Consider the following 21,112-nt stretch of genomic DNA (forward strand, 5'->3'; position numbering starts at 1 on the left):
ATGAAGAACTAGGTAAAGAGATAAGGAGGAGAGCTATTTTGCAGATACATGTTGTCAAACAAGGCGAGACCCTACAAGGAATCGCTAACACATATAATGTAACGGCAGCTCGCTTGGAGGAATCCAATCAAATACCAAATGCAGACCGCTTAGTCCCGGGGCAAACAATTGTGATCCCGATCTGGGGAAGTTATCACTGGATACAGCCTGGTGAATCTCTTTATCAGCTGAGTCGGAGGTATGAAATTCCTGTTGAAGAGCTACAACGCATTAATCAAATTAGTTCACCTGAGCAGCTACAAGTAGGATTTCGTGTATATATTCCTCAGAAACAAAGACCTGAAAGAGATGTCAGCGCTTATTTAGAGCCTCGCCCGACCGGTAATCAGGAGCCAGCTATTATAAATAGTGTGGGGGAGAATTTGACCTTCATCACTCTATTTAGCTATCAGATCAATGCTGACGGAACGTTAAGACCAATGAACGATCAGCCATCCATCAACGCTGCCTATCAAAATAGAGTTGTACCGCTTATGGTTTTAACAAATATCCCTCCAGAGGGTGGCTTTAGTACGGAACTCATCACAACCATTTTAAATGACCCGGCCTTACAGGATCGACTGCTTGATGAGTCATTAGCTATCATGAGAGAAAAAGGCTATTTAGGGCTTGATTTCGATATCGAGTATGTAGGGGCAGCCAATCGTGAAAAATACAATGAGCTCCTTCGTAAAGCTTCTGCTCGGTTAAAAGCTGAAGGATTTCTCCTATCTTCTGCACTTGCTCCAAAAACGAGTGTAACTCAAACGGGAGTTCTTTATGAGGGGCATGATTATCAGGCCCATGGCGAAATCGTTGATTTCACGTTTATCATGACTTACGAATGGGGCTGGTCAGGAGGACCTCCTATGGCCGTGTCACCTTTAAACCAGGTACGCAGAGTCATGGAATTTGCTGTGTCACAAATCCCTACCTCAAAGCTTATGATGGGGATCCCTTTGTATGGCTATGATTGGACATTACCTTATGTCCAGGGAGGAGCGTTTGCTAGAGCCATTAGTCCGCAGCAAGCTATCCTTTTAGCTGATCAATACGGCGTTGAAATTCAATACGATGAAACGGCCCAATCCCCTCATTTTAACTATACTGATGAACAAGGCAGAGAACACGAGGTATGGTTTGAGGACGCTAGGAGTATTCAAGCAAAGTTTGATCTAGTAAAGGAATTAGGCATTCGTGGCTTTTTCTACTGGGTATTGAGATTTGAATTTCCACAGAATTGGCTCCTTGTGCAGGATAATTTCGTTGTTCGAAAAAGGGTATAGCTATATAAACAAAAAACTCTGGATGACCTAATCATACGAAAAGAGCTGTCCATGAAAAGTACATTTTTCTGGAACAGCTCTTTTGTTATTCACGTGTAACGCACATATATGAACTATTAAAAACGTCAAGATTCACCTATGAGGTTGCCTCTATGGCATTTCTGGTATTAAAATTGTTGTTCCACTTTGAATGTTACCTGGATCTGAAATGCCGTTAAACTTCGCTAATTCGTCAGCATAGTTTTGACCATAATAATTTATACTTATGCGATACAGACCTTCCCCAGGCTGAATGGTATGTGTGGCTAGTATTTTACGATCTGTAGGTGAATCCTCTTCTTCATCTTCATCACGGCTTTCATCTGTCTCTTGGTCTGGTGTCTCTTCTTCAGATGCGTCAACAGAATCACCTTCAGGCGAAGAGTTATCCTCTATTTCTGATCCTTCTCCAAAATCAACGCTTCCATCATTGGCTTCCGGCTGGTTTGACTCATTTGAATCATCATCGTCTGCACCCACACCTGTCCCACCTGGATTAAGTGCTCCTTGCTCTAGTAAGCGATCAAAGGGATCCTGATGCGGTTCAGTCGCTTGGTTCTGTCTTTCCTGCCAATACCAAACAAGAAGAAACGATAGAATTAGAGCAAGAAAGGTGAAGAGAAACACTTGAATCCATAAAAATGCTCTCTTTCCCCTAGGTCTTCTTTCCTCTTCTTCATTTTCTTCTAGCTCTTCTTCTTCAAATTCTGAAGTAGGATCCTTTAGCCCGTCATCCTCGAAATCTTGAGTTTCCTCAAGCTGGTCTTTCTTAGCTCTTTTTCGAGCTGCCTCTCTCATTTCTTGTCTTTTTTTATGGGTAACACTGCGCGGTGGCAATGCTCGTATTTGCTCTAAAAGCTCATCTTCCGAATAGACAGGTGATGTCAGCTGCTCATCTCTTTTACTCATTATCATGATCACCCTTTTCTAAAACTTCCTGTATATATAATTCTTTGTTCTTCGATAAATTCCTGCAATTTATTTTTCGAATGAAATAAGGCGATATCGTATCAGAATCCCTAAGATAAAATCAATTAAAAAATGAGCTAAGATCATGCCCCATAGGCTGCCTGTCCATTCATACATAAAGCCAAAGCCAAGGCTAATTCCTATAATAAGCACACTATAAAGCCACTTTTTTAAATAGCGAAAATGTAACAAAGCAAAAATAACACTTGACCAAAAAAGACCGATTAAATTCTGTAAAACTCCACGGAACAGGAATTCCTCTACAACAGCCACACCTAAGGCAATGATGGCAATTTGCCACACATTGACATCACGGAATAGCCGTTCATTTACTCCACCATCATCAAAGTAATCCTCTGGTAGTAGCTTCATAAGAACAACATCAAGAGTAACCACACATACAGCAAAGCCTGCTCCCACTAGCAAAGCAAAGCCTAGCTCATCAAAATGATAGAGCTCTTTTAGCGGTAAATCTTGCCGTAAAAAGAAAAAATAAATGATACCTCCAATCAATGCTAATCCAGCCTGAGTGACAGCCAGATTTAAGTAAAGAACTCTGTTAGATACTTGATTTAATTGCTTCCTCATATCCATTCTATTCACCATCTCTTGCTGGGATTGGCCACAATCTTTTTAGTTTCTCTGACCATAATTGTTCTACTCGTTGAAATGACTCTTTTTGCACAGTAGGGTTATTATGTGAGTCAATGTCCTCGTATCTACTCCGAGATCCATTTTGATCTACAGCTCTATTTTGATCCTGAGCACTCTCTTGAGCTTGAAGGCTGTGCTTATCTTGATTTTGAGCCATAGCTCTATTTTGATCACATAAATCACAGCAGACTAGCGGAGGAGCTTCCATACTTTGAGAAAAGTAATCCAATATCTCCTTCCTCCGACAAGCGCTAGCTTCTAATTGTAACCACCTGATCATACTCGCTACTTTGTTTCTTTTTTTCCTTTTCAGCTGTTCAAACTGCCAGTCTAGCGCTTCTAGCTGTGCTTCTCTAGATAAGGATACCGCATTTTTATAATGATGTAGTACCACAGAGATAGACTGCTCTGAGCAGAAAAGCAGTTCCTTCCACTCTTCAAGCTCTATTACGGAACCCTGCTCTTCTGAGGTGTGCTGTATTTGTAGGAAAACCTTAAGCTGCTCCTTCGTCAGAAATTCATTTTCGATAAAATGATAAGGGATATGCTCATCTCCATTTTGTACAAGGACATAGGAAAGACCATCCTTCCCATCTCGACTACACCTGCCCATTTCCTGTACATATTGCTCAATATGGTTAGGAAAGTGATAATGTATGACATAGCGGATATTAGACTTATTGACACCCATACCAAAAGCGTTTGTAGCGCAAACTAGCTTCAGTTCTCCATTAAGATATTGCTCTTGAATCATAAATCTTTCCTCTGCACTTAAGCCACCATGATAATAGGCAACCTGTTCTATACCATGTAGAAATAAATATTCGACGAGCTCTTCCGTTTTTGCTCGAGTTGAACAATAGATTAAACCTGCGTCTTGACGAGCTTGAACTATGCTCAAAATTTGTCTACGCTTCTCTTCCTCAGTGTCTACATGCTCCACCTCAAGCTTGATTTTAGGTCGATCCACGGTGTGCTCAAATAACTGTGGATCAATCAAGCCTCCAAAATGAATAATATCCTGCTTAACCTCAGAGGTAGCCGTTGCCGTCAAAGCAAGACATACTGGTCTTCCTAAATGGTCCCTAGTTTCCTTCAAAGTAAGATATTCCATTCGAAAATCATGTCCCCATTGTGAGATACAATGAGCTTCATCTACAACAAATAAGCTTACCCTCCTTCGCTGCAAAGCATTAATCATATAGTCTGATTGCAAGCCTTCAGGAGATATTAAAATCAGCTTATACTGGTGGAGGTGAGCTAGGATGTATTTTCTTTGTTCAACACTATGCCCACTGTGAAAAGCAATGATGTCCTTGCGTCCAAAACGACGCGCTTCCTTTACCTGATCCTCCATTAACGAAATCAATGGTGAGATAACAACAGTAATACCCTCTAGTAATAAGGATGGGAGCTGATAGCATAAGGATTTTCCACCGCCTGTCGCTTGAATAAGAAAGGTATCCTTTCCGGCTAAAATAGATTGAATCACTTCAAGCTGTCCGGGTTGAAAGGAGGAATAACCAAATTCCTTTTTTAGTATCCGGAGCAAATACTGCTCCGTAGCGATTTGATCTATACTAAATTTGTTCAGGCTAACTCCCCTCCTTTATAGGCACTCCCTGTTAATAAAGCCAAACGTATTTGCAGATAGCTTGCGTCCTCATCTAAGTAATTTTTGATGTCACTTAGTTTCTTTGATTGTAAGGTTTGGCTTGTTTGATTTATCTTTCTCCTAAGGGGCAATGGTAAAAAGTAGCTTATATCCATATCGGGATCGTAGATAGCAATTTCTACAAGATGATCCTCTATAGTGCTTAATTTTAAACCACGCTTCTTTGCAATTTGTTCTAGAGTCATTTTTCTTTTTAAAAGCTCATACGTTTTTCTTGTAGAGACAGTCAACCGTATCTGTTCGGTCCCCTTTGACTGACACAAAGGGGTAAGCTTTATTAATTTTTTATTACGAAGGATCTCTTTATATAACCGACCTACTCCTTGATAATGAAAGACATGTAGCAATGCCTCTGGAATGCCCCACTTCTTTTCTAATTGATACAGGGTTTGACCAGCTACCTGAAAGCCTGTAAGCCTTTGTACCAGCAATTCCGGAATAAGCTCATCCTCCATTTCCCCTAATAAAATATTGATTTCAGCTAAAAGCTCATTTGCGTAGGTTTCTTTATCTTTAATTCCACTCCAATACGCTTTAAACCATTGCTGAATGGTGATATCTTCAATGATTGGAGTGTAATGCTGTGAGTTGTATAAGTAGTGCGAGAGCACTTGTGTAAGCAACTGAAGCTTTTTCCAGAAAAGGATGACCTCCTGATAACCTAACAAACTATCTTCAAGATAAAAAGCACGTTGACTGATTTGAAACTTACTTACCGCATGAGCTAGTAGCGATTCTCCTGCTGGAGTAATGTCATAGAACTCCTTTTTTTTCTGGCTTGATGCTGAGTAAGAAACCTCAGGGCTGTCCTCAATTCTTTCTACCTTCTGTATGTAACCTCTCTTAATTGAATCTTTAACTATCGCATGCCACTCATGTTCTGTTAGCCTTGGTAGCATACCGAACCAGCTTTTATATCCATAAAGAGCTGCATCCTGAATCGCTTGTCCACTTTTTTTCCCTTTCAAAATGTGGTAGCATCCGGACACCGTTCTCTCACCATTCATCCTTTGTAGCATATGTAACAAAATGATGTGGATTCCATTCATTCCCCTATTCACATCCATCTTAGTTCTCTTTTATTTGACGCTTTACATCTCCATTTGTTTGCTTCTATTCTACTATAAGTTGTGAGCAAAAAACGACTTTTTGCCGCTCCTGTAATAGATAGCGCTTTCAAAAAATACCCTGGAAATCTTTTATTAAAAAAGGATTGACAGATGCAACGCTAGCATGTTAGATTATTTACTAAATTAATGTGCTAAATTTTTTGACAGTTATGAATGTACGAAAATTATGCTATTTATATCTAAATAACGATGACAAAGTCATGAGCGTAGATTCTAGAATCTCCAGAGAGCTGGTGGGTGCTGCAAACCAGTGATTCCATTTACGCTTAGCCCTTTTAAGTTGCTAGATCGAAAGATATTGAGTAGATCTAATCGGGACATAGCCCCGTTATCCGCTATTTTCCTATGAGTCTATAATTTTCGTCATTATAGAGAAAAAGGGTGGTACCGCGTGAGTTAACCTTTCGCCCCTTACCTAGAGTAAGTGGTGGGAGGTTTTTTTAATACCTAAAGCTTCCAAATAAATCCACTCTGCTTTGTGTAAGTCTTAGTATGGATTAGTTAAAGAGAAATGAGGAGGAGAGAAACATGTTACCTGATCATCAAACATTACGTATTCCAGGCCCCACCCCAATCCCACCTAGTGTGCAAAAAGCTATGGCACAAGGAATGATTGGACATCGCAGCTCTGATTTTAAGCAGCTTTTACAGGAAATAAGTCCACGACTAAAGCCCATCTTTGGCACCACACATGAGGTTTTATTGCTGACCAATAGTGGCACGGCGGGTCTAGAAGCGGCTGTCGTTAATTCACTTCAACCACATGATGAAGTGCTTGTTTTGGTCACTGGAGCTTTTGGTGAGCGTTTTGTAAAAATCTGCGAGACCTATCAGGCTCATGTTCACCGTCTTGATGTACAGCTTGGTCGTTCTGTTCAGCCAGAGCAGGTAAGCGAATTTCTTAAGCAATATCCAAAGGTAAAAGCTGTATTTGTCACCTATTGTGAGACCTCTACGGCTGTGCTAAACCCAGTAGCAGAGATAGCTACAGCCATTCATGACGTATCTGACGCTCTGGTGATTGTTGATGGAGTCTCCTGTGTCGGTGCTGTACCTATGCAGATGGATGAATGGGGTATTGATATCGTCGTTACGGGTTCACAAAAGGCATTTATGCTCCCTACTGGTCTTTCCTTCATAGCCATTAGTGAGAAGGCTCAAAAAATCATAGATCAGAATAAGCAGCCTCGCTTCTATTTAGATCTACGGAAATATAGAGATAGCATAAAGGAATTCTCTACTCCTTTTACCCCTGCTGTTTCCTTAATTCAAGGCTTACAGCAGACTCTAAATTTATTTGAAGAAGAAGGATTAGAGCAGGTATTTAAACGACATGTGCTTATGAGAGATATGACAAGAGCAGCCTGTCGAGCGTTAAACCTTCCTTTGCTTACATCTGATGAAGACGCCTCTCCTACGGTTACAGCAATAAGACCAATAGATTTTCAAGCAGATGAATTGAGAGGTATCTTGAAAAAGGAGTTTGGGATCACGATTGCTGGCGGCCAGCAGCAGCTTCAAGGCAAGATTTTCCGCCTTGGGCATATGGGCTATTGTGCTCCTTCCGATGTACTTCAGTATATCAGTGCTGTTGAAATTGCTTTAAAAAGACTGAAGGTAGAGATTGAATTAGGTCAGGGTTTAAAAGCTGCACAGGAGGTTTATTATCATGCCATTTAAAGTATTGATTAGTGATCCCCTTAGCGATGATGGGATACAGGTCTTGTTACAGGCTGAAGACGTTGAGGTGCATCGTCAGAGTGGTCTTTCGGAGGCTGAGCTGTGTAGCATCATTGCTGATTTTGACGCTCTCATAGTCAGAAGTCAAACTCAAGTAACTAAAGACCTGCTATCTCATGCTACAAAATTGAAGGTCATTGGTAGAGCAGGGGTCGGAGTAGATAATATTGCTCTTCAAGCGGCCACAGAGCTAGGAATTGTGGTGATTAACGCCCCTGACGGAAATACGATCTCAACGGCTGAGCATACGATGTCCATGCTTATGTCTTTATCAAGACGTATACCTCAAGCCTACCTCAAGCTAAAGCAAAATGAATGGGATCGGAAATCGTTTGTTGGCGTAGAGCTGAATGGAAAAACATTAGGTATTGTGGGGTTAGGACGTATTGGAGCAGAGGTAGCGAAGAGAGCAAAAGGCTTCAACATGCAAATTGTAGCCTTCGACCCATTTCTCACTCAAGAAAAAGCGGAAAAGCTTGGTATTCGCTACGCCGGGCTAGAAACTGTATTAGCTGAAGCAGATTTTATAACTGTGCATACTCCACTGCTTAAGGAAACTAAGCATTTGATTAGCCATAAGCAATTTGAGCTGATGAAGCAGGGTGTCCATATTCTTAACTGTGCCCGTGGTGGAATCATAGACGAAGATGCTTTGTATCATGCAATCATGAATAAAAAAGTGGCGGGTGCCGCATTAGACGTTTTTGAAATTGAACCTGCTGTAAATCATCCCCTTTTGGAGCTTCCAGAGGTAATTGCTACTCCACACTTGGGAGCCAGTACAGTAGAAGCTCAAGAAAATGTGGCTATTGATGTCAGCCATGAGGTCCTGCATATCCTAAGAGATCTACCCTTTAAAAATGCAGTGAACCTTCCTTCTGTTCCTAGTCACATTATGAAAAAAGTACAACCGTTCTTTGTGCTAAGTGAAAATCTGGGATCATTTTTAGCTCAGCTTACGATCGGTGCTCCGCAGGAGATTGATATTCAGTATTCAGGTGATTTAACTGAGCTGGATGTTGCTCCGCTGACCCGAAATGTAATTAAAGGCTTACTTGCTTATCATTTGGGCTATCAGGTGAATTATGTAAATGCTCCTCACCTAGCCAAGCTTAGGGATATAACAATTAGTGAAAAGAAAAATACCCTTAATAAAGGCTTTACTAATCTAATTACTGTCGAGCTAAAAACAAATCAAGAAACAAGAACCGTGTCAGGTACTCTGTTAAATGGATTAGGTTCAAGAATTGTTAAGGTTGATGAATTCTCGGTCGATGTGGTTCCAAAGGGACATTTAATTTACATTTGCCATCAGGATAAACCAGGAGTTATTGGCAGGGTAGGTACACTTCTTGGCACCCATGATGTGAATATCGCTACAATGCAGGTTGGGCGGGCAGACGTTGGGGGTGCTGCGATCATGATGCTCACCATTGATAAGCAAGCTAGAAAGGAAGTATTAGATCACCTAGGAGAGCTTGAAGAGATTGTGAATGTAACGGAAATTGATTTGTGATAGGATGAATTCAATAGTGGCTGTCCCAAAAGTAGTTTTTTCTACGTTAGGAAACGGCTCTTTTGTCTGCCTGCTTCCGCACCATGCCCAGCTCCCAGCGCACGGTGTAGCACTGCATGATGACGGTTGGTTGACCATCATCTTCTTCTAACGGTCATTTTAGACCCTTAGAGGGTGATTTTTAGCTCATTCTATTTCTAGCGGTCATTTTAGACTCTTAGAGCGAAAAAATCTAACCATTTCGATCTAAATACTCTTCTAAGGTGCAATTTTGTCCGTTAGAATTTGCAGAACTCCGAAAAGCACCTCTAAGGTGCAAATATGTCCATTAGAGCTCTCATTGAACATATATCTATGCAACTATATCCGTTAGAGCTCTCATTGGACATATATCTATCAGCTATATCCATTAGAGCTCTCATTGGACATATATCTATGCAACTATATCCATTAGAGCTCCCCATTTTGTTAACCCAAAGGAAAAGCTTCTCTTTTCCTTTTTGAGAATGTCTGTACCTCTGTATATCCTACCGATTGAGCAAGCTGTATGGATTGATCATACGCATAACCAATATGATCAGGGTGATGAGCATCCGAACACAATACAATCGTCACTCCAGCATCATAGCATTTTTGTAATAAAAGGGTATCTGGATAGATTTCACCGACAGGCTTACGTAAACCAGCCGTACTAATTTCAATGCTTGTACCTGAAGCAGCTAGGGCCTGAACAGCTCGATCATACTGCTGCTCTAAAAAAACTGTATCTGTAGGGCGATAATTAAAGATTTTCACCAAATCAATATGTCCTATAAAATCGAATAGCTTGGACTCTGCTAAAGTCACGACTTGATCAAAGTATGCTTCATACACCTCAAGGATATTTCTGCGTTCGTATTCACTTCTATACTCCATAAGATCAATGCCCCAATCCCCAATCCAATGGATGGAACCGATCACATAATCAAAGGGGTACGCTTCAATAAACGCTTGCATTTCATTTTCTTTCTCAGGTGTGTAATCCATTTCAATGCCCATCTTGACCTGTAAGCCTTCTTTTTGGGCTTGCTCAAACATACTCAAGTAAGAAGCAATTGGTAGCCCCCTTCTTCCATCGACCCAGGGATTGGATAGAATACCCTTCGTTTCATTAAAGAAGTAAGCATGCTCAGAAATACCAAGCTCAGAGATACCTTCTAGCTTGGCTTTTTCTATATATTTTTTTAGCCAATCTATGGAAAAGTCGCCTGTTTCATGCATATGTACATGGTAGTCTGTTCGCATCCCTATTACTCCTGTTCTTTTTGCTTTATCATAACATGTCTAGCTACCGAAAAAAACGCCCTAATGAAAATAACAAAGAAAGGACAATACTAATGATGATCATCGTTGTTATAGGAAAAAACACTTTAACATTTTCACGGTTAATCACGATATCCCCTGGCAGCTTACCAAAGGGGATGAATCGACCAAATATCTGCCAGATCAAACCTGCAAGAATAAGGGCAATACCACCAATGATCAACCATTTAGCTATTGGATTCATAATCTGGTCTCACCTCATACTTTTGACTCAATTTCAACCATAAGATGACCGTAGCTGTTAGGCATAACGCTTAAGAGCTACAAATTAAAGGAAGGTGTTTTCTATGTTCCATATGAAGTACCATACCCGTTATATTGGGGTTTTAACACTATGTTTCCTCTTGCTCCTTCACCCTATTCCTGTTTCGGCAATCGGTCAGGCTCAACAAGCTAGTCCACTAAATCAACAGCCAGCTATAGAAGCTGAATTTGAGGGTGTCCATCTAGAAATAGATATTGCCACCAATGTTCTTAAGATATTTCTTAACACACAGCTGATGTATACGTTTAAGGTAGCTACTGGGAAAAACAAAACTCATACTCCTTTAGGGAAATTTCGAATTGTAACAAAAGTAGAAAAGCCTTGGTATTTACCTAAAAACATCGCTGGTGGAGATCCGAAAAATCCCTTAGGAACACGTTGGTTAGGGTTAGACGTACCTTACACTAGCGGTTATAAATATGGTATTCATGGCACCAATAATCCCTATTCTATAGGTGGCCATGTCACACAAGGCTGTATTCGATTACAAAACAAACAGGTAGAATGGTTGTATCAGCATATTCAGATTGGTACGCCCGTAATCATTAAGGATTCATCTAAAACGCGTTAAAAGCTAGGAGTGGAGTGTTTGATAACATTGTACCACTCCTAGCTTTTCCCCCTTTAGTATGGATGCCATCTAAGCTCTTTAGCTTCATTAAAGCGTTTTTCTACATAATCCCAGTTCACAAGGTTCCACCAGTTTTGAATGTATGCTCTTTTGTCTGTACGATATTGCAAATAATACGCATGCTCCCAAACGTCTAGTACAAGTAATGGAATTACATCCCACTGAGCAAAATTTTGGTGCTTATCAGCCTGCAGGATTTCCAGACGCTGAGCACGAGGCGCCCACACTAAAATAGCCCAACCAATGCCCTCTACCCGGTCTGCCGCTTCAGAGAAATGACGCATAAACCGGTCAAGGCTTCCAAAGCTCTCATTAATTTGATGGGCTAGCTCACCACTTGGACGCCCTCCTCCATTCGGCTTCATATTATGCCAAAAGATCGTATGCAAATAATGTCCTGATCCATTGAACGCGGCTTCTCTTTCCCAATGACGTAGCAGATCATAGTTCCCCGTTCTACGCGCTTCAGCCATCATTTTTTCAGCTTTATTTAAGCCATCGACATAGCTTTGATGGTGCTTATCATGGTGTAGCCTCATGATTTCCTCTGAAATATACGGTTCTAATGCGTCATACGCATAAGGTAAAGGCGGTAGACGCTGCTCACCAATAGGAACACTACGCTTTGGAACAGCTTGCTCCATATGCGGTGTACCTGAGCTACTAGACTCCATACCCTGAGCTGGAACCGCCTTAGTTTCTTCTTCTTTTTTAAAGACCTGGCTGAATGGTGTAGCTGATTTTTTCGAAAGTAAATCCATCAGCATATAATACAAAGAGGAGGCTCTCTGCTCAAGCTCCATTATTTCAACGGACTTTGCTTGCTCTCCTTTTTTTGACGAAGGGCGAAAGGTTTCCTTACTCGTCCCAGTTTTTAAAGCAGTCTCTGATAAACTTGCCTCTTTCTTAAGCTGAATGTGAATATGCTCGATGAGTGTATTCATCTCATTTTGCCAGTTACTTAAAATTCTCGCTTCATGTTCCTTTAGCTCCCTACCATTTTCCCAACCGGCTTGCTTCGTTTTTTTAGCCCAATCTAATAATTCTGTTAGGTAGGCTTGATTTCGTTGAGCATCAAACATACTTTCCCTCCTAAGCCAATCATGTTTCTTTACTATATGTAAATGCCTAGGAGTTGGTGAGACATATGAGTTATGATTTCCCTTCTTCTTTTGAAAGATCGATCTGCTCTCCCCCACAATAGATTTTTACGAATGGCTCTTCTTTAGCTCCGCAAATTTTCTTTAAGCCTTCTACAAAATGCTTCAGCACATCCACATAATTTTGCCGTTCTCCAATATCATCCAAGTGCCCGAGCACGTACAGATGATCATTTTCCTTGTAAATGTATAATAGATACCCTAATATTTTTTCTTTACTAGATATGACATTAAAAATTTCTCCTGAATTTGTGCGGAACTGGGGCTGTAAATACAACATACTTCTTTTTCCTCCTAACATTCTTCTCCTGCTTACTCCATCTTTGCTTCACCCTTCTATAAAAAGCCGATCAAGGAAAGCACATATATCTAAAATATACCAATCCCTCTTAATTTATACGGGATTCCGATACAAAAAGGTTTAAGAATTTTGAAGAACGTGTACATATAGAATACTAGTAATTCTTTACTAGAAACTAAAACGGAGGGATTAATGATGAAACCTGTTGTCAGAGAATATATGAATGATGAAAAGCTCGTCCATGACGTTCAAGAGCTGGCTAACCGTGGGATTGACAAAAATGACATGTTTATTCTATCTCATGATGACGACCGTACAAATCGTGTTGCAGACAGTGCAGAAGCGAACACAATAGGCGTTAGAGAGCTTGGCTTAGGAAGTGCTGTAAGCAATATATTTGTCAGCAAAGGTGATGAGCTCCGTAAAAAGATTGAAGAGATTGGACTCAGCTCTGTTGAAGCTGAGCTGTATGAAGAGAAGCTTGATGAGGGTAAAATTTTACTATTTATCATGGACCATGAAAAGGTTCAGGATTGGGTTTAACAGATAGATAGAATTTTTGTTTAATTTGAGGTTAGAGACATAAAATATAAATAAAAGGCTAGAGTGTTGAAAGGTACCCATACGTTTATTGGGTACCTTTCTTTGGGGTTTTATTGCACGAAATTCAGGAAGCATATATTTTTTTCATCCACTCCACAATACTTAACTGCTCCTCTTGACGGAGCTGATCAACATCGGCCACTTCCACAAATTGATTGTCCTTTATAGCTACTACATAATCTAGCATCGGCTCAATCTCACTGACTTCATGAGTTGAGATTAAAACCGTTTGTTTCTCAAGATCGATAAAGGATACTAATCCTTTTACTATCGTATCTCTAACCATCGGATCAAGTCCAGACAATGGCTCATCCATTAGGATATAGGAGGCGTCACGCGCTAGGGATAAAATTATTTTTAGTCTCCCTCTATTTCCCTTGGAGAGGTGCTTTACCTTCGTATTTGGATCAAGCTTCATGAACTGAATCATTTCTTCTGCTTTACTCAGGTTAAAGTCTTCAAACTGAGTGGCAAAAAACTGAACAGTCTCCATTACTGAATACATGGTGTAATATTCGTCTAACTCAGAAAGGTACGTCACATGCTTGCTTATTTTACGGTCTACTTCCATCCCATCTACTGTCACCCGACCTTTTGTCGGACGAATTAATCCAGCAATAAGCTTAAGCGTTGTCGATTTCCCCGTTCCATTCGGGCCTACTACTCCAATAATCTTGCCTTTAGGTAATGTGGTCGTAATATCTTTAATAGCATATTTTCCTAGGTACGCCTTACTTACTTGCTCAAACGTAATCATTATTCAATCCCTCCATCCTTAGCAATATAGTCCTTTAAACTATTGAGCATTTCCTTAGGCTCGTAGCCCATCTCCTGCATAAGCTCTACAAAGCTTTTGATCTGCTCCGTTTTCATCTGCTCTCTCATTTCATCTAAAATGTTTTTATTTTCCGTCACAAACGTCCCCTGCCCTCTTTTAGTTTCTACTACTTCCTCACGTTCTAGCTCCATATAGGTACGCTGTACCGTGTTAGGGTTCACACCACTTTGAACAGCCATTTCCCTAACAGAGGGGAGCTTTTCTCCTGCTTTAAGCTCATGGCGGATGATTTGCCGTTTAATTCGATCTGCAATTTGCTCATAAATAGGCTTAGATGCCTGAAACTGCTGCATACGCTCTTACACCTCCACCTTCCTGTCCAATAGAAAGCAAGAAAATCCGAATAATGCTACAGAAATAACTAGATAATATAAAATGTCTCCAACGTGAATCCCTTCAAAGAAGTGAGAGTTTAAGCTAGTAACAGAAATATATCCCCAATTTGTTAGGGTTTCGAAGATCGCTGTATTTTCAAACATTCCTTGAAGTGTTGATATAGCTAGGAAACCAATTAATACAATGATGAAACTCCATTTTCCGATATATGCCTTACAGAATTGGTAAACGGTCCAAGCCGCTATCAGCCAAAGAGAAATATAAATGGATGTTAGGAAAAGAAATCCAGCAAATATTAGGACTTCCTGAAACACAACCCCTATATTGAAGGGAAGATGTGTCTCTATACCTTCACTTACAAAATTTAAACTGAACATCAATAGGGCTATACTAACAGCCAAGGAAACGAAGTTTGCTGCAGCTCCATTAACAAGCTTTGCTCCCAATAATCGTAGAGATGGTTGTGGATTATGCAGCCATAAATGCAACTTATTTGACTCTGCTTGCAGACTTACAAACATATAAATAGCTAAATATGCCACATGACCCATCACCGTTAAAGCCGTCATCCCAAGAATAATAGGATAAAGCTCCCAGCGAAGCGTCATAAAGTAAGCAATGATGAAGGCCACGGCTATAATCGCTAACCCCGCAATCGTCAATGTCCTTGTTAATCTAAATTCCTTCTTTAATAATCCAACCCAACTATTCATTTTGGCATCTCACCTTTCATTTATAATCACCTGTTCATTAGATAGAAACAATATGATTGTTGTTATGTTTTAGTGTTCTATTTAGATAGTACACTAAAACAGAAGTGATTGCAACTTTTTATTTTAAAAATTTTTCTTTTGCACGATCTTTACCATTTATCCTGCTTAAAAAGCCCTTACGCAAAAAAGAAAAGGCAACCACTTGGGCTACCTTTTTTATACTATTCAACGAATGTTACACACTATTTAAGAAAAGGTTCTATTGTAGAACTTTCGAAGAAGTAACCTAGTCCATCATTAGAGGAAGCTTAAAAAATTTGCAAGATGGAAAGAACCATAAAGAAGTGACACGCACTTCCCGCTAATACAAATACATGCCACACAGCATGATGATAAGGAAATAGCTTCCACATGTAAAAAATGGTCCCTACTGTGTAGCAAACTCCGCCAGCTATGAGCAATACAAGCCCTAGGCTAGACATATTCTCCATAATCGGTCGAATCACGACAATAGCCAACCAGCCTAGTAGAATGTAAAGAATGGTTGAGATAAACAAAAATCGTTTCACAAAAAACACTTTAAAAACGACACCAGCTACAGCAAGACCCCAAACGACTCCAAAAATCACCCATCCCATAGCACCAGGAACAACAATCAGCATAATGGGCGTATAGGTCCCTGCAATAAATAAGTAGATAGATGCATGATCAAAAATCTCAAACAAATCCTTCACTTTACCTGCAGGCATCATGTGTAGCAAAGTAGAGTTTGTATATAGCAGCAGCATAGTTACACCGAAAACGATAAAGCTAATGACGTGTGTGAACGTTCCGTAGATACTAGCAAATACGATAAGAATCGTAAGAGCTGCTAAGCTGAGGACTACACCAACAGCATGAGTAGCAGCATTAGCCATTTCTTCTTTTCTAGAATAAGTATGAGTATTTGCCATCTCTTTTCCCCTTCCCGTACAGTTTCTGGTTTTACGCCTTTATTTCAAAAATGGATGCTTGCTTTAGCAGATACGTCCAATCATACTGGATCAACTTTCATAGTATAGAGTATCCAATACAAAGGTAGGTGATTCAATATGTCTAGACGTAAACGTCGTATTGTTTTTGTAAAGCTTAGACCTGGTCAAGTTTTGGTCGCTGTTGTGAAAAGAAGACACCATCATAGATAAAGCTAAGTTTCTTTCCTAGTTATTATTTAGCAATTTATTCAAGGCCAGTTCTATGGAATAGTTTTGCTTATAGCAATCTAGACCCTCTCATTCGCATCTCCTTTAATTGGATCTAAGGCTTTTCTTAGGTCCTTTTTTTATGCCTCTTACAGCTTTCGTTACCCCTTACTTTATTTATGAGGCAGAGAGATCATACACTTATAAAAATAAATCAAAAAGGAAAAAAGAATGGAAGTAAAATCACCATCACTACTCCAAGGATTAGCTGCAACGGGAGCCCCAATCGTACATAATTCTTAAACGTATACTTACCAGCAGACATAACCAACGCATTAGGAGGGGTTGAAAAAGGAACAGCAAAGCACATACCTGCTCCAATGGCCACAGCGAACATAAATGGCATTGGACTTACTCCTAATTCGACAGCAGCTGTTAGAGCAATAGGTGCAAACAAAACAGCACAAGCCGTATTACTAATAAAAAGGGTCAGGATAGACGTTGTAAAGTAAACTCCGGCCAACAGGGCAAGCGGACCAAAGCTTCCTAAGCTTTCTACCAGCTGCGTAGAGAGTAGTGCAGCAGCACCTGTATTTTGGATCGCTATGGACATAGGAATCATTCCTCCAATGAGGACGATACTCTCCCAATTAATCGTCTTATACGCTTCCTCCATGTTACGTAAACATCCTGTCACAACCATCAGAACAGCTGCAATCATAACGGATACCACAGCCGGAAAAATATCTAGAATCATCAGCACGATCATTAGGAGCATGATGCCTCCAGCAATCGGTGCTTTATGATCTAGTGTTACAGAAGCAGCAGCCTCTAACGGCTGTCCAACAACAACTACATCTGTCTGCTCCTTTGAAAGCAGGGATATTCCTTCCCACGTTCCCTGTACAAGCAGCGCATCACCAGAACGGATTTTTTCATCCTTTAAGTCATGTAGAAGATATTCTCCCTTGCGTTGAATCCCAAGGATATTAACATTATATTTTTCACGGAAGCCAGAGTGCTTCACCAATTTATTAATTAATGCTGAATTTGGAGGTAGCAACACCTCAGCAATCCCAATCTCCCTCGAAGCATAGCCATTTGATTGACTTGACGGTTTTGAAGGATTATCTCCCGTTCTTTCTACAACTTGTTGATCAAGGAGATCCAAACCATTTTCTTTCGCAAATTGTTCAACCTGTTCAAAGGCACCATACACGTACAGAATATCTTGCTCTTGAAGAAGCGTAGTTGGTCCAGCAATCTCCTGATTAATCGTTTTGAAAAACGGATTCTTCGAGGAGGTTCTACGCCGGAGCTCAATAATATGTACATGATAACGCTTTGGAATATCTAAATCGATTAGTTTTTTTGATGTAATCGGTGATCCCTCACCAACCTGTACTCGATACAGGTTTTGAGATAGCTGATACTGTCCCGCTAGCTCCTCTAATGAACGACCCTCTCCGCGAGTACCCTTTGCTTTCTTCGCTCCCTTAGGTAGCAGAAATTTACTTAGAACAACAATTAGGATCGTTCCCAGGCCCACACAGACTAACCCGATGGGTGTAAAGGAAAAGAAGGAAAGCTCCTCAAAGCCAGCGTTCATTAACGTTTCTCTAATGACGAGGTTAGGTGGTGTACCAATTAAAGTAAGGGCCCCACCAAGACTACTTGCAAACGCTAAGGGCATTAATAGGCGACTAGGACTGATGCCTGAGCTCATCGCCATACTCACAACAATCGGCAGCATAACCGCTACAGTGCCTGTATTACTAACAAAGGCACCAATCCCTGCCGAAGCCAGCATAATCGTAACTAGCAGACGTGTTTCACTTGTACCCGCAAGCTTAAGCAGACGACCACTAGCCATTTTTGCTAGGCCCGTTTGAAATATTCCGCCACCGACGACAAATAAGCCAATCATCATAATAACAATAGAATTCGCAAACCCTGATAAAGCCTCGTCAGGCGTTAAAATATCAAATAATACAAGGACAATCAATGAACAAATGGCCACAAGGTCCGAACGAACCTTTCCACTCATAAACAGTGCAGCTGTAATGGCCAGCACAGATAAAGTAATCATCATATCAGAAGTCATACTCGTCCTCCATCTTGGAGATATATCTAAAAGAATCTCTTTCGGTTTAATATATCATAAATTACTCTATAAGATATAGTAATAGTTGTGAACAGGTCGTGACGCCTACTATTGTAAGCCTTTGCATTTTTTATAAACAACTTTACATATTGTTAAAGAATATTAATTTATTGTTTTTCGATAAATTAAGTGCTATGCTAAATTATAATCTTAATGATTTAAGCAAAGGGAGGTGTTGTGCTAGTGAAACGTGGAATGATAGTCTTTTTAAAGCTTGCTATATTTGTGATTGGTACTCTTGTACTTGCTTTAAGTATATTCTGGTTACCATGGGTAGCTGAGAGATCAGCGGAGATGCATCCTGAATATGCCTATTTACGCTTTCCAGTTCTTATCGGTTTGTATGTCACAGTGATTCCTTTTATGGCTGCTCTGTATCAAGGGTTTAAGCTTTTAGGATATATTCAAAGAAAAAATGCTTTTTCAGAAGCAGCCGTTCAGTCTTTAAACCATATCAAATACTATGCCATAGCCATTAGTATCATCTACATCTTCGGTGCTTTAGGATTATATTCACTAAATGCTTTACACCCTGGAGTATTACTGATGGGTATAGCCATTATTTTTGCATCCAGTGTCATTTCTCTTTTTTCTGCCCTGCTTAAGGAGTTACTTAATAGTGCCCTGCAATTAAAATTAGAAAATGATTTAACCGTGTAGGTAAGGTGTAATTATGTCTATTATTGTTCATATTGATGTGATGTTAGCTAAAAGGAAGATGAGTGTCACGGAGCTTTCGGAAAAGGTTGGGATCACTATGGCCAATCTTTCTATATTGAAAAATGGCAAGGCGAAAGCTATCCGATTTTCAACATTGGAAGCAATATGTGAAGCGTTAGATTGCCAGCCAGGAGATATTTTGGAGTATAGGAATGAGGATCGTACTTAACATACAACAAAAAAGACATTCCATAGCTTTAATATATGGAGTGTCTTCTTGCAAGGGCGGTAACCTTGTTTGCAGAAGGCTACAAACAATTGCTAGCTTCCTATTTTCTCCAAAAGGTTGTACAATCTGCCTTGTCCATAATATTGAACTCAATCATCTTCTCAAGTAAGGAGTAATCGACAGGACTGTCCCATTTGAAACGTACTAGCTCCTTAGTGTGACTATGACCAGCCTGTACGATATCATCTTCAAAATGAATCATCCCTGCTCTTTCAGGTGATACAGCAAAATGCTGCTTCGCTACACTAAAGCCAATAATAAAGGTTCCGTGATCCGTAAACATGGGCTGCTTCCATGCTATTTTTTGCTCAAGATTCGGGAACTTCTTCTTTACCCAGGTCAAAACTTCTTCAATTTGTGCCCTGTGTTCTGGATGATCTATAGTAGCTAAATAATCTTCAAAAGTTTCCATGCTATTCTCTCCTTACAGTTCTTTTTTCAAATATTATCATATCCATTGCTTGAATCCCACCTTCATAAATCGGTTCGGGGTATTTTAGAAAGAACTCTTTGTCTATACTAGACATTCTGAACCCTGCTTTTGATAAAATGCCATATTATCTATGCTACTATTTGCCGTCCCGACAATCATCTTGTTAAAATTCCGACCAATTGTTTCTCCATTTAAAGTTATTTCATACAATTCTCCTTGATCAATATACCTGTTAATCATTTCTCGTTCATCGGCTAAGCTCAGATATTGTAAGTAGTTAATTCTATCTTGCTTTTTTACTTCTTTTAAATTGACTTTACCTAACAAAATGAAGACCTCCAATATAGATCATTACTTATCTATAGTTTATTATAATATGTAGTAAAGGGAGGAATTTTTTAATGGTTAATCGATCAATGAATATTATTGTTACAGATTATAATGAGACATGGGTTGAACTATATAACAAGGAAGCAAAATTGATCAAAGATATATTAAAAGAGGAACTCATTGAAATTTATCATATAGGAAGTACAGCTGTACCGAATTTAAAAGCTAAACCAATCATCGACATCATGCCCATCGTCAGGGACATTGAAAAAGTAGATCAGTTCAATGAAGAAATGCAAAAAATAGGCTATGAGCCCCTTGGAGAGCTAGGAATTTCAGGGAGAAGGTACTTTCGAAAAGGCGGAGAAAATAGAACCCACCAAATTCATATCTTTCAAAATGATAATACATATGAAATTAAACGTCATCTTGCCGTACGTGATTATCTCAGAAGCCATAAAGAAGATAGGATTGAATATGGGAGGTTAAAAGAGCGACTTGCGGTGCTATTTCCTAAAGACATTGAGGGATATAGTCGTGGAAAACATGATTTTGTCCAAGGCTTAGAACAAAGGGCGCTTGAATGGAGCCGAAATAACAAGCATTACTAAATTTCAAAGATTCCATTAGCCCTTGTGAATTAAGGTTTATTCGTTCGTATTTGTTCTCTTTTGGAATGTTTTCTATGTTTTGTCCCCAAGATCTCCACGAAAACTTCTAGGGTAAGCGAAAAATAAAAGAAGAAATACCGTAGTACTACAATTTTAAAGTTATTTTTGGAAATTTTTTTAAATGAAG

The 21,112-nt window shown here is 39.8% G+C and carries 23 protein-coding genes and 1 other annotated feature; of the genes, 8 read left to right on the plus strand and 15 right to left on the minus strand.

From position 1 onward, the window contains the following. The first annotated feature begins 38 nt into the window (after positions 1-38). Positions 39-1,325: a glycoside hydrolase family 18 protein gene (locus tag J2S11_RS20215; protein WP_307397719.1), complete on the plus strand. Its 1,287-nt coding sequence runs from the start codon at positions 39-41 to the stop codon at positions 1,323-1,325. A gap of 150 nt (positions 1,326-1,475) precedes the next feature. On the opposite strand, the gene J2S11_RS20220 is transcribed toward J2S11_RS20215, so the two are convergent. The 4 genes from J2S11_RS20220 to J2S11_RS20235 all read right to left on the minus strand — a co-directional run bounded on the left by J2S11_RS20220 (position 1,476) and on the right by J2S11_RS20235 (position 5,729). Beyond that, complete coding sequence (locus J2S11_RS20220; protein ID WP_307397721.1) at positions 1,476-2,273, minus strand: LysM peptidoglycan-binding domain-containing protein; 798 nt, start codon at positions 2,271-2,273, stop codon at positions 1,476-1,478. A 69-nt stretch (positions 2,274-2,342) separates the two neighbouring features. Next, positions 2,343-2,927 carry a CPBP family intramembrane glutamic endopeptidase gene (locus J2S11_RS20225; protein WP_307397723.1) on the minus strand — a complete coding sequence of 195 codons (585 nt, stop codon included), beginning with the start codon at positions 2,925-2,927 and terminating at the stop codon, positions 2,343-2,345. A gap of 1 nt (position 2,928) precedes the next feature. Then, the gene (locus J2S11_RS20230) at positions 2,929-4,539 is read right to left on the minus strand and encodes a RecQ family ATP-dependent DNA helicase (RefSeq protein WP_307397725.1); all 1,611 of its coding nucleotides are present in this window, start codon (positions 4,537-4,539) and stop codon (positions 2,929-2,931) included. Between the two features lie 38 nt (positions 4,540-4,577). Then, positions 4,578-5,729, minus strand: a complete 1,152-nt coding sequence (locus J2S11_RS20235; RefSeq protein ID WP_307397726.1) for a YpbB family protein — start codon at positions 5,727-5,729, stop codon at positions 4,578-4,580. 243 nt (positions 5,730-5,972) lie between these two features. Then, positions 5,973-6,207 (plus strand) — a binding site (T-box leader). A 113-nt stretch (positions 6,208-6,320) separates the two neighbouring features. Between J2S11_RS20235 and J2S11_RS20240 the strand changes: the two genes are divergently transcribed. Beyond that, positions 6,321-7,472, plus strand: a complete 1,152-nt coding sequence (locus J2S11_RS20240) for a pyridoxal-phosphate-dependent aminotransferase family protein (RefSeq protein ID WP_307397728.1) — start codon at positions 6,321-6,323, stop codon at positions 7,470-7,472. After that, positions 7,462-9,048 (plus strand): phosphoglycerate dehydrogenase, encoded by a 1,587-nt coding sequence (serA, locus tag J2S11_RS20245; protein WP_307397730.1) that lies wholly within the window; start codon positions 7,462-7,464, stop codon positions 9,046-9,048. The genes J2S11_RS20240 and serA overlap by 11 nt, the downstream gene beginning before the upstream one ends. A 468-nt stretch (positions 9,049-9,516) precedes the next feature. Here the strand turns inward: serA and J2S11_RS20250 are convergent, their stop codons facing one another. Continuing rightward, positions 9,517-10,332 (minus strand): histidinol-phosphatase HisJ family protein, encoded by an 816-nt coding sequence (locus tag J2S11_RS20250; RefSeq protein WP_307397732.1) that lies wholly within the window; start codon positions 10,330-10,332, stop codon positions 9,517-9,519. Positions 10,333-10,375: 43 nt separating this feature from the next. Continuing rightward, a complete protein-coding gene (locus J2S11_RS20255; RefSeq protein ID WP_307397733.1) occupies positions 10,376-10,594 on the minus strand; it encodes a DUF2905 domain-containing protein in 219 nt (72 codons plus the stop codon). A gap of 103 nt (positions 10,595-10,697) precedes the next feature. Here J2S11_RS20255 and J2S11_RS20260 point away from each other — a divergent pair, with 103 nt between their 5' ends. Continuing rightward, positions 10,698-11,246 (plus strand): L,D-transpeptidase, encoded by a 549-nt coding sequence (locus J2S11_RS20260; RefSeq protein ID WP_307397734.1) that lies wholly within the window; start codon positions 10,698-10,700, stop codon positions 11,244-11,246. A gap of 53 nt (positions 11,247-11,299) precedes the next feature. On the opposite strand, the gene J2S11_RS20265 is transcribed toward J2S11_RS20260, so the two are convergent. Next, positions 11,300-12,388: a superoxide dismutase gene (locus J2S11_RS20265; protein WP_307397736.1), complete on the minus strand. Its 1,089-nt coding sequence runs from the start codon at positions 12,386-12,388 to the stop codon at positions 11,300-11,302. A 70-nt stretch (positions 12,389-12,458) separates the two neighbouring features. After that, positions 12,459-12,746 carry a hypothetical protein gene (locus J2S11_RS20270; protein ID WP_307397739.1) on the minus strand — a complete coding sequence of 96 codons (288 nt, stop codon included), beginning with the start codon at positions 12,744-12,746 and terminating at the stop codon, positions 12,459-12,461. A 216-nt stretch (positions 12,747-12,962) separates the two neighbouring features. On the opposite strand from J2S11_RS20270, the gene J2S11_RS20275 reads away from it, so the two are divergent. Beyond that, positions 12,963-13,310: a YflT domain-containing protein gene (locus J2S11_RS20275; RefSeq protein WP_307397810.1), complete on the plus strand. Its 348-nt coding sequence runs from the start codon at positions 12,963-12,965 to the stop codon at positions 13,308-13,310. Between the two features lie 124 nt (positions 13,311-13,434). Here the strand turns inward: J2S11_RS20275 and J2S11_RS20280 are convergent, their stop codons facing one another. The 5 genes from J2S11_RS20280 to J2S11_RS20300 form a co-directional block, all read right to left on the minus strand. After that, positions 13,435-14,127 (minus strand): ATP-binding cassette domain-containing protein, encoded by a 693-nt coding sequence (locus tag J2S11_RS20280; protein WP_307397741.1) that lies wholly within the window; start codon positions 14,125-14,127, stop codon positions 13,435-13,437. Then, positions 14,127-14,501, minus strand: a complete 375-nt coding sequence (locus J2S11_RS20285) for a GntR family transcriptional regulator (protein ID WP_307397743.1) — start codon at positions 14,499-14,501, stop codon at positions 14,127-14,129. The genes J2S11_RS20280 and J2S11_RS20285 overlap by 1 nt, the downstream gene beginning before the upstream one ends. Positions 14,502-14,507: 6 nt before the next feature. Further along, entirely contained in the window at positions 14,508-15,257 is a 750-nt protein-coding gene (locus J2S11_RS20290) for a hypothetical protein (protein ID WP_307397744.1), read from the minus strand. Between the two features lie 308 nt (positions 15,258-15,565). Beyond that, entirely contained in the window at positions 15,566-16,210 is a 645-nt protein-coding gene (trhA, locus tag J2S11_RS20295; protein ID WP_307397746.1) for a PAQR family membrane homeostasis protein TrhA, read from the minus strand. Between the two features lie 442 nt (positions 16,211-16,652). Next, positions 16,653-18,542, minus strand: a complete 1,890-nt coding sequence (locus tag J2S11_RS20300) for an SLC13 family permease (RefSeq protein ID WP_307397748.1) — start codon at positions 18,540-18,542, stop codon at positions 16,653-16,655. Positions 18,543-18,785: 243 nt separating this feature from the next. On the opposite strand from J2S11_RS20300, the gene J2S11_RS20305 reads away from it, so the two are divergent. Together J2S11_RS20305 and J2S11_RS20310 are read left to right on the plus strand one after the other, a co-directional pair. Then, positions 18,786-19,262, plus strand: a complete 477-nt coding sequence (locus J2S11_RS20305; RefSeq protein ID WP_307397749.1) for a DUF2975 domain-containing protein — start codon at positions 18,786-18,788, stop codon at positions 19,260-19,262. Positions 19,263-19,275: 13 nt separating this feature from the next. Continuing rightward, on the plus strand, positions 19,276-19,491 hold the full coding sequence (locus J2S11_RS20310; protein ID WP_307397750.1) for a helix-turn-helix domain-containing protein: 216 nt from the start codon (positions 19,276-19,278) through the stop codon (positions 19,489-19,491). Positions 19,492-19,591: 100 nt separating this feature from the next. Here J2S11_RS20310 and J2S11_RS20315 read toward each other — a convergent pair whose 3' ends face one another. Both J2S11_RS20315 and J2S11_RS20320 read right to left on the minus strand, forming a co-directional pair. Continuing rightward, on the minus strand, positions 19,592-19,963 hold the full coding sequence (locus J2S11_RS20315; RefSeq protein WP_307397752.1) for an iron chaperone: 372 nt from the start codon (positions 19,961-19,963) through the stop codon (positions 19,592-19,594). Between the two features lie 102 nt (positions 19,964-20,065). Beyond that, positions 20,066-20,311, minus strand: coding sequence for a hypothetical protein (locus J2S11_RS20320; RefSeq protein WP_307397754.1), 246 nt, complete (start codon positions 20,309-20,311; stop codon positions 20,066-20,068). Between the two features lie 74 nt (positions 20,312-20,385). On the opposite strand from J2S11_RS20320, the gene J2S11_RS20325 reads away from it, so the two are divergent. Then, on the plus strand, positions 20,386-20,925 hold the full coding sequence (locus tag J2S11_RS20325; RefSeq protein ID WP_307397756.1) for a GrpB family protein: 540 nt from the start codon (positions 20,386-20,388) through the stop codon (positions 20,923-20,925). Positions 20,926-21,112: the final 187 nt, after the last annotated feature.

Origin of the sequence: Bacillus horti (assembly GCF_030813115.1) — a bacterium.
Lineage (GTDB): Bacteria > Bacillota > Bacilli > Caldalkalibacillales > JCM-10596 > Bacillus_CH > Bacillus_CH horti.

Coding starts and splice junctions, on each gene's coding strand:
- J2S11_RS20265 (WP_307397736.1), bottom strand. CDS start 12,388: ATGTTTGATGCTCAACGAAATCAAGCCTACCTAACAGAATTATTAGAT.
- J2S11_RS20325 (WP_307397756.1), top strand. CDS start 20,386: ATGGTTAATCGATCAATGAATATTATTGTTACAGATTATAATGAGACA.
- trhA (WP_307397746.1), bottom strand. CDS start 16,210: ATGGCAAATACTCATACTTATTCTAGAAAAGAAGAAATGGCTAATGCT.
- J2S11_RS20250 (WP_307397732.1), bottom strand. CDS start 10,332: ATGCGAACAGACTACCATGTACATATGCATGAAACAGGCGACTTTTCC.
- J2S11_RS20315 (WP_307397752.1), bottom strand. CDS start 19,963: ATGGAAACTTTTGAAGATTATTTAGCTACTATAGATCATCCAGAACAC.
- J2S11_RS20260 (WP_307397734.1), top strand. CDS start 10,698: ATGTTCCATATGAAGTACCATACCCGTTATATTGGGGTTTTAACACTA.
- J2S11_RS20290 (WP_307397744.1), bottom strand. CDS start 15,257: ATGAATAGTTGGGTTGGATTATTAAAGAAGGAATTTAGATTAACAAGG.
- J2S11_RS20280 (WP_307397741.1), bottom strand. CDS start 14,127: ATGATTACGTTTGAGCAAGTAAGTAAGGCGTACCTAGGAAAATATGCT.
- J2S11_RS20225 (WP_307397723.1), bottom strand. CDS start 2,927: ATGGATATGAGGAAGCAATTAAATCAAGTATCTAACAGAGTTCTTTAC.
- J2S11_RS20270 (WP_307397739.1), bottom strand. CDS start 12,746: ATGTTGTATTTACAGCCCCAGTTCCGCACAAATTCAGGAGAAATTTTT.
- serA (WP_307397730.1), top strand. CDS start 7,462: ATGCCATTTAAAGTATTGATTAGTGATCCCCTTAGCGATGATGGGATA.
- J2S11_RS20300 (WP_307397748.1), bottom strand. CDS start 18,542: ATGACTTCTGATATGATGATTACTTTATCTGTGCTGGCCATTACAGCT.
- J2S11_RS20235 (WP_307397726.1), bottom strand. CDS start 5,729: ATGGATGTGAATAGGGGAATGAATGGAATCCACATCATTTTGTTACAT.
- J2S11_RS20255 (WP_307397733.1), bottom strand. CDS start 10,594: ATGAATCCAATAGCTAAATGGTTGATCATTGGTGGTATTGCCCTTATT.
- J2S11_RS20275 (WP_307397810.1), top strand. CDS start 12,963: ATGAAACCTGTTGTCAGAGAATATATGAATGATGAAAAGCTCGTCCAT.
- J2S11_RS20310 (WP_307397750.1), top strand. CDS start 19,276: ATGTCTATTATTGTTCATATTGATGTGATGTTAGCTAAAAGGAAGATG.
- J2S11_RS20285 (WP_307397743.1), bottom strand. CDS start 14,501: ATGCAGCAGTTTCAGGCATCTAAGCCTATTTATGAGCAAATTGCAGAT.
- J2S11_RS20220 (WP_307397721.1), bottom strand. CDS start 2,273: ATGAGTAAAAGAGATGAGCAGCTGACATCACCTGTCTATTCGGAAGAT.
- J2S11_RS20240 (WP_307397728.1), top strand. CDS start 6,321: ATGTTACCTGATCATCAAACATTACGTATTCCAGGCCCCACCCCAATC.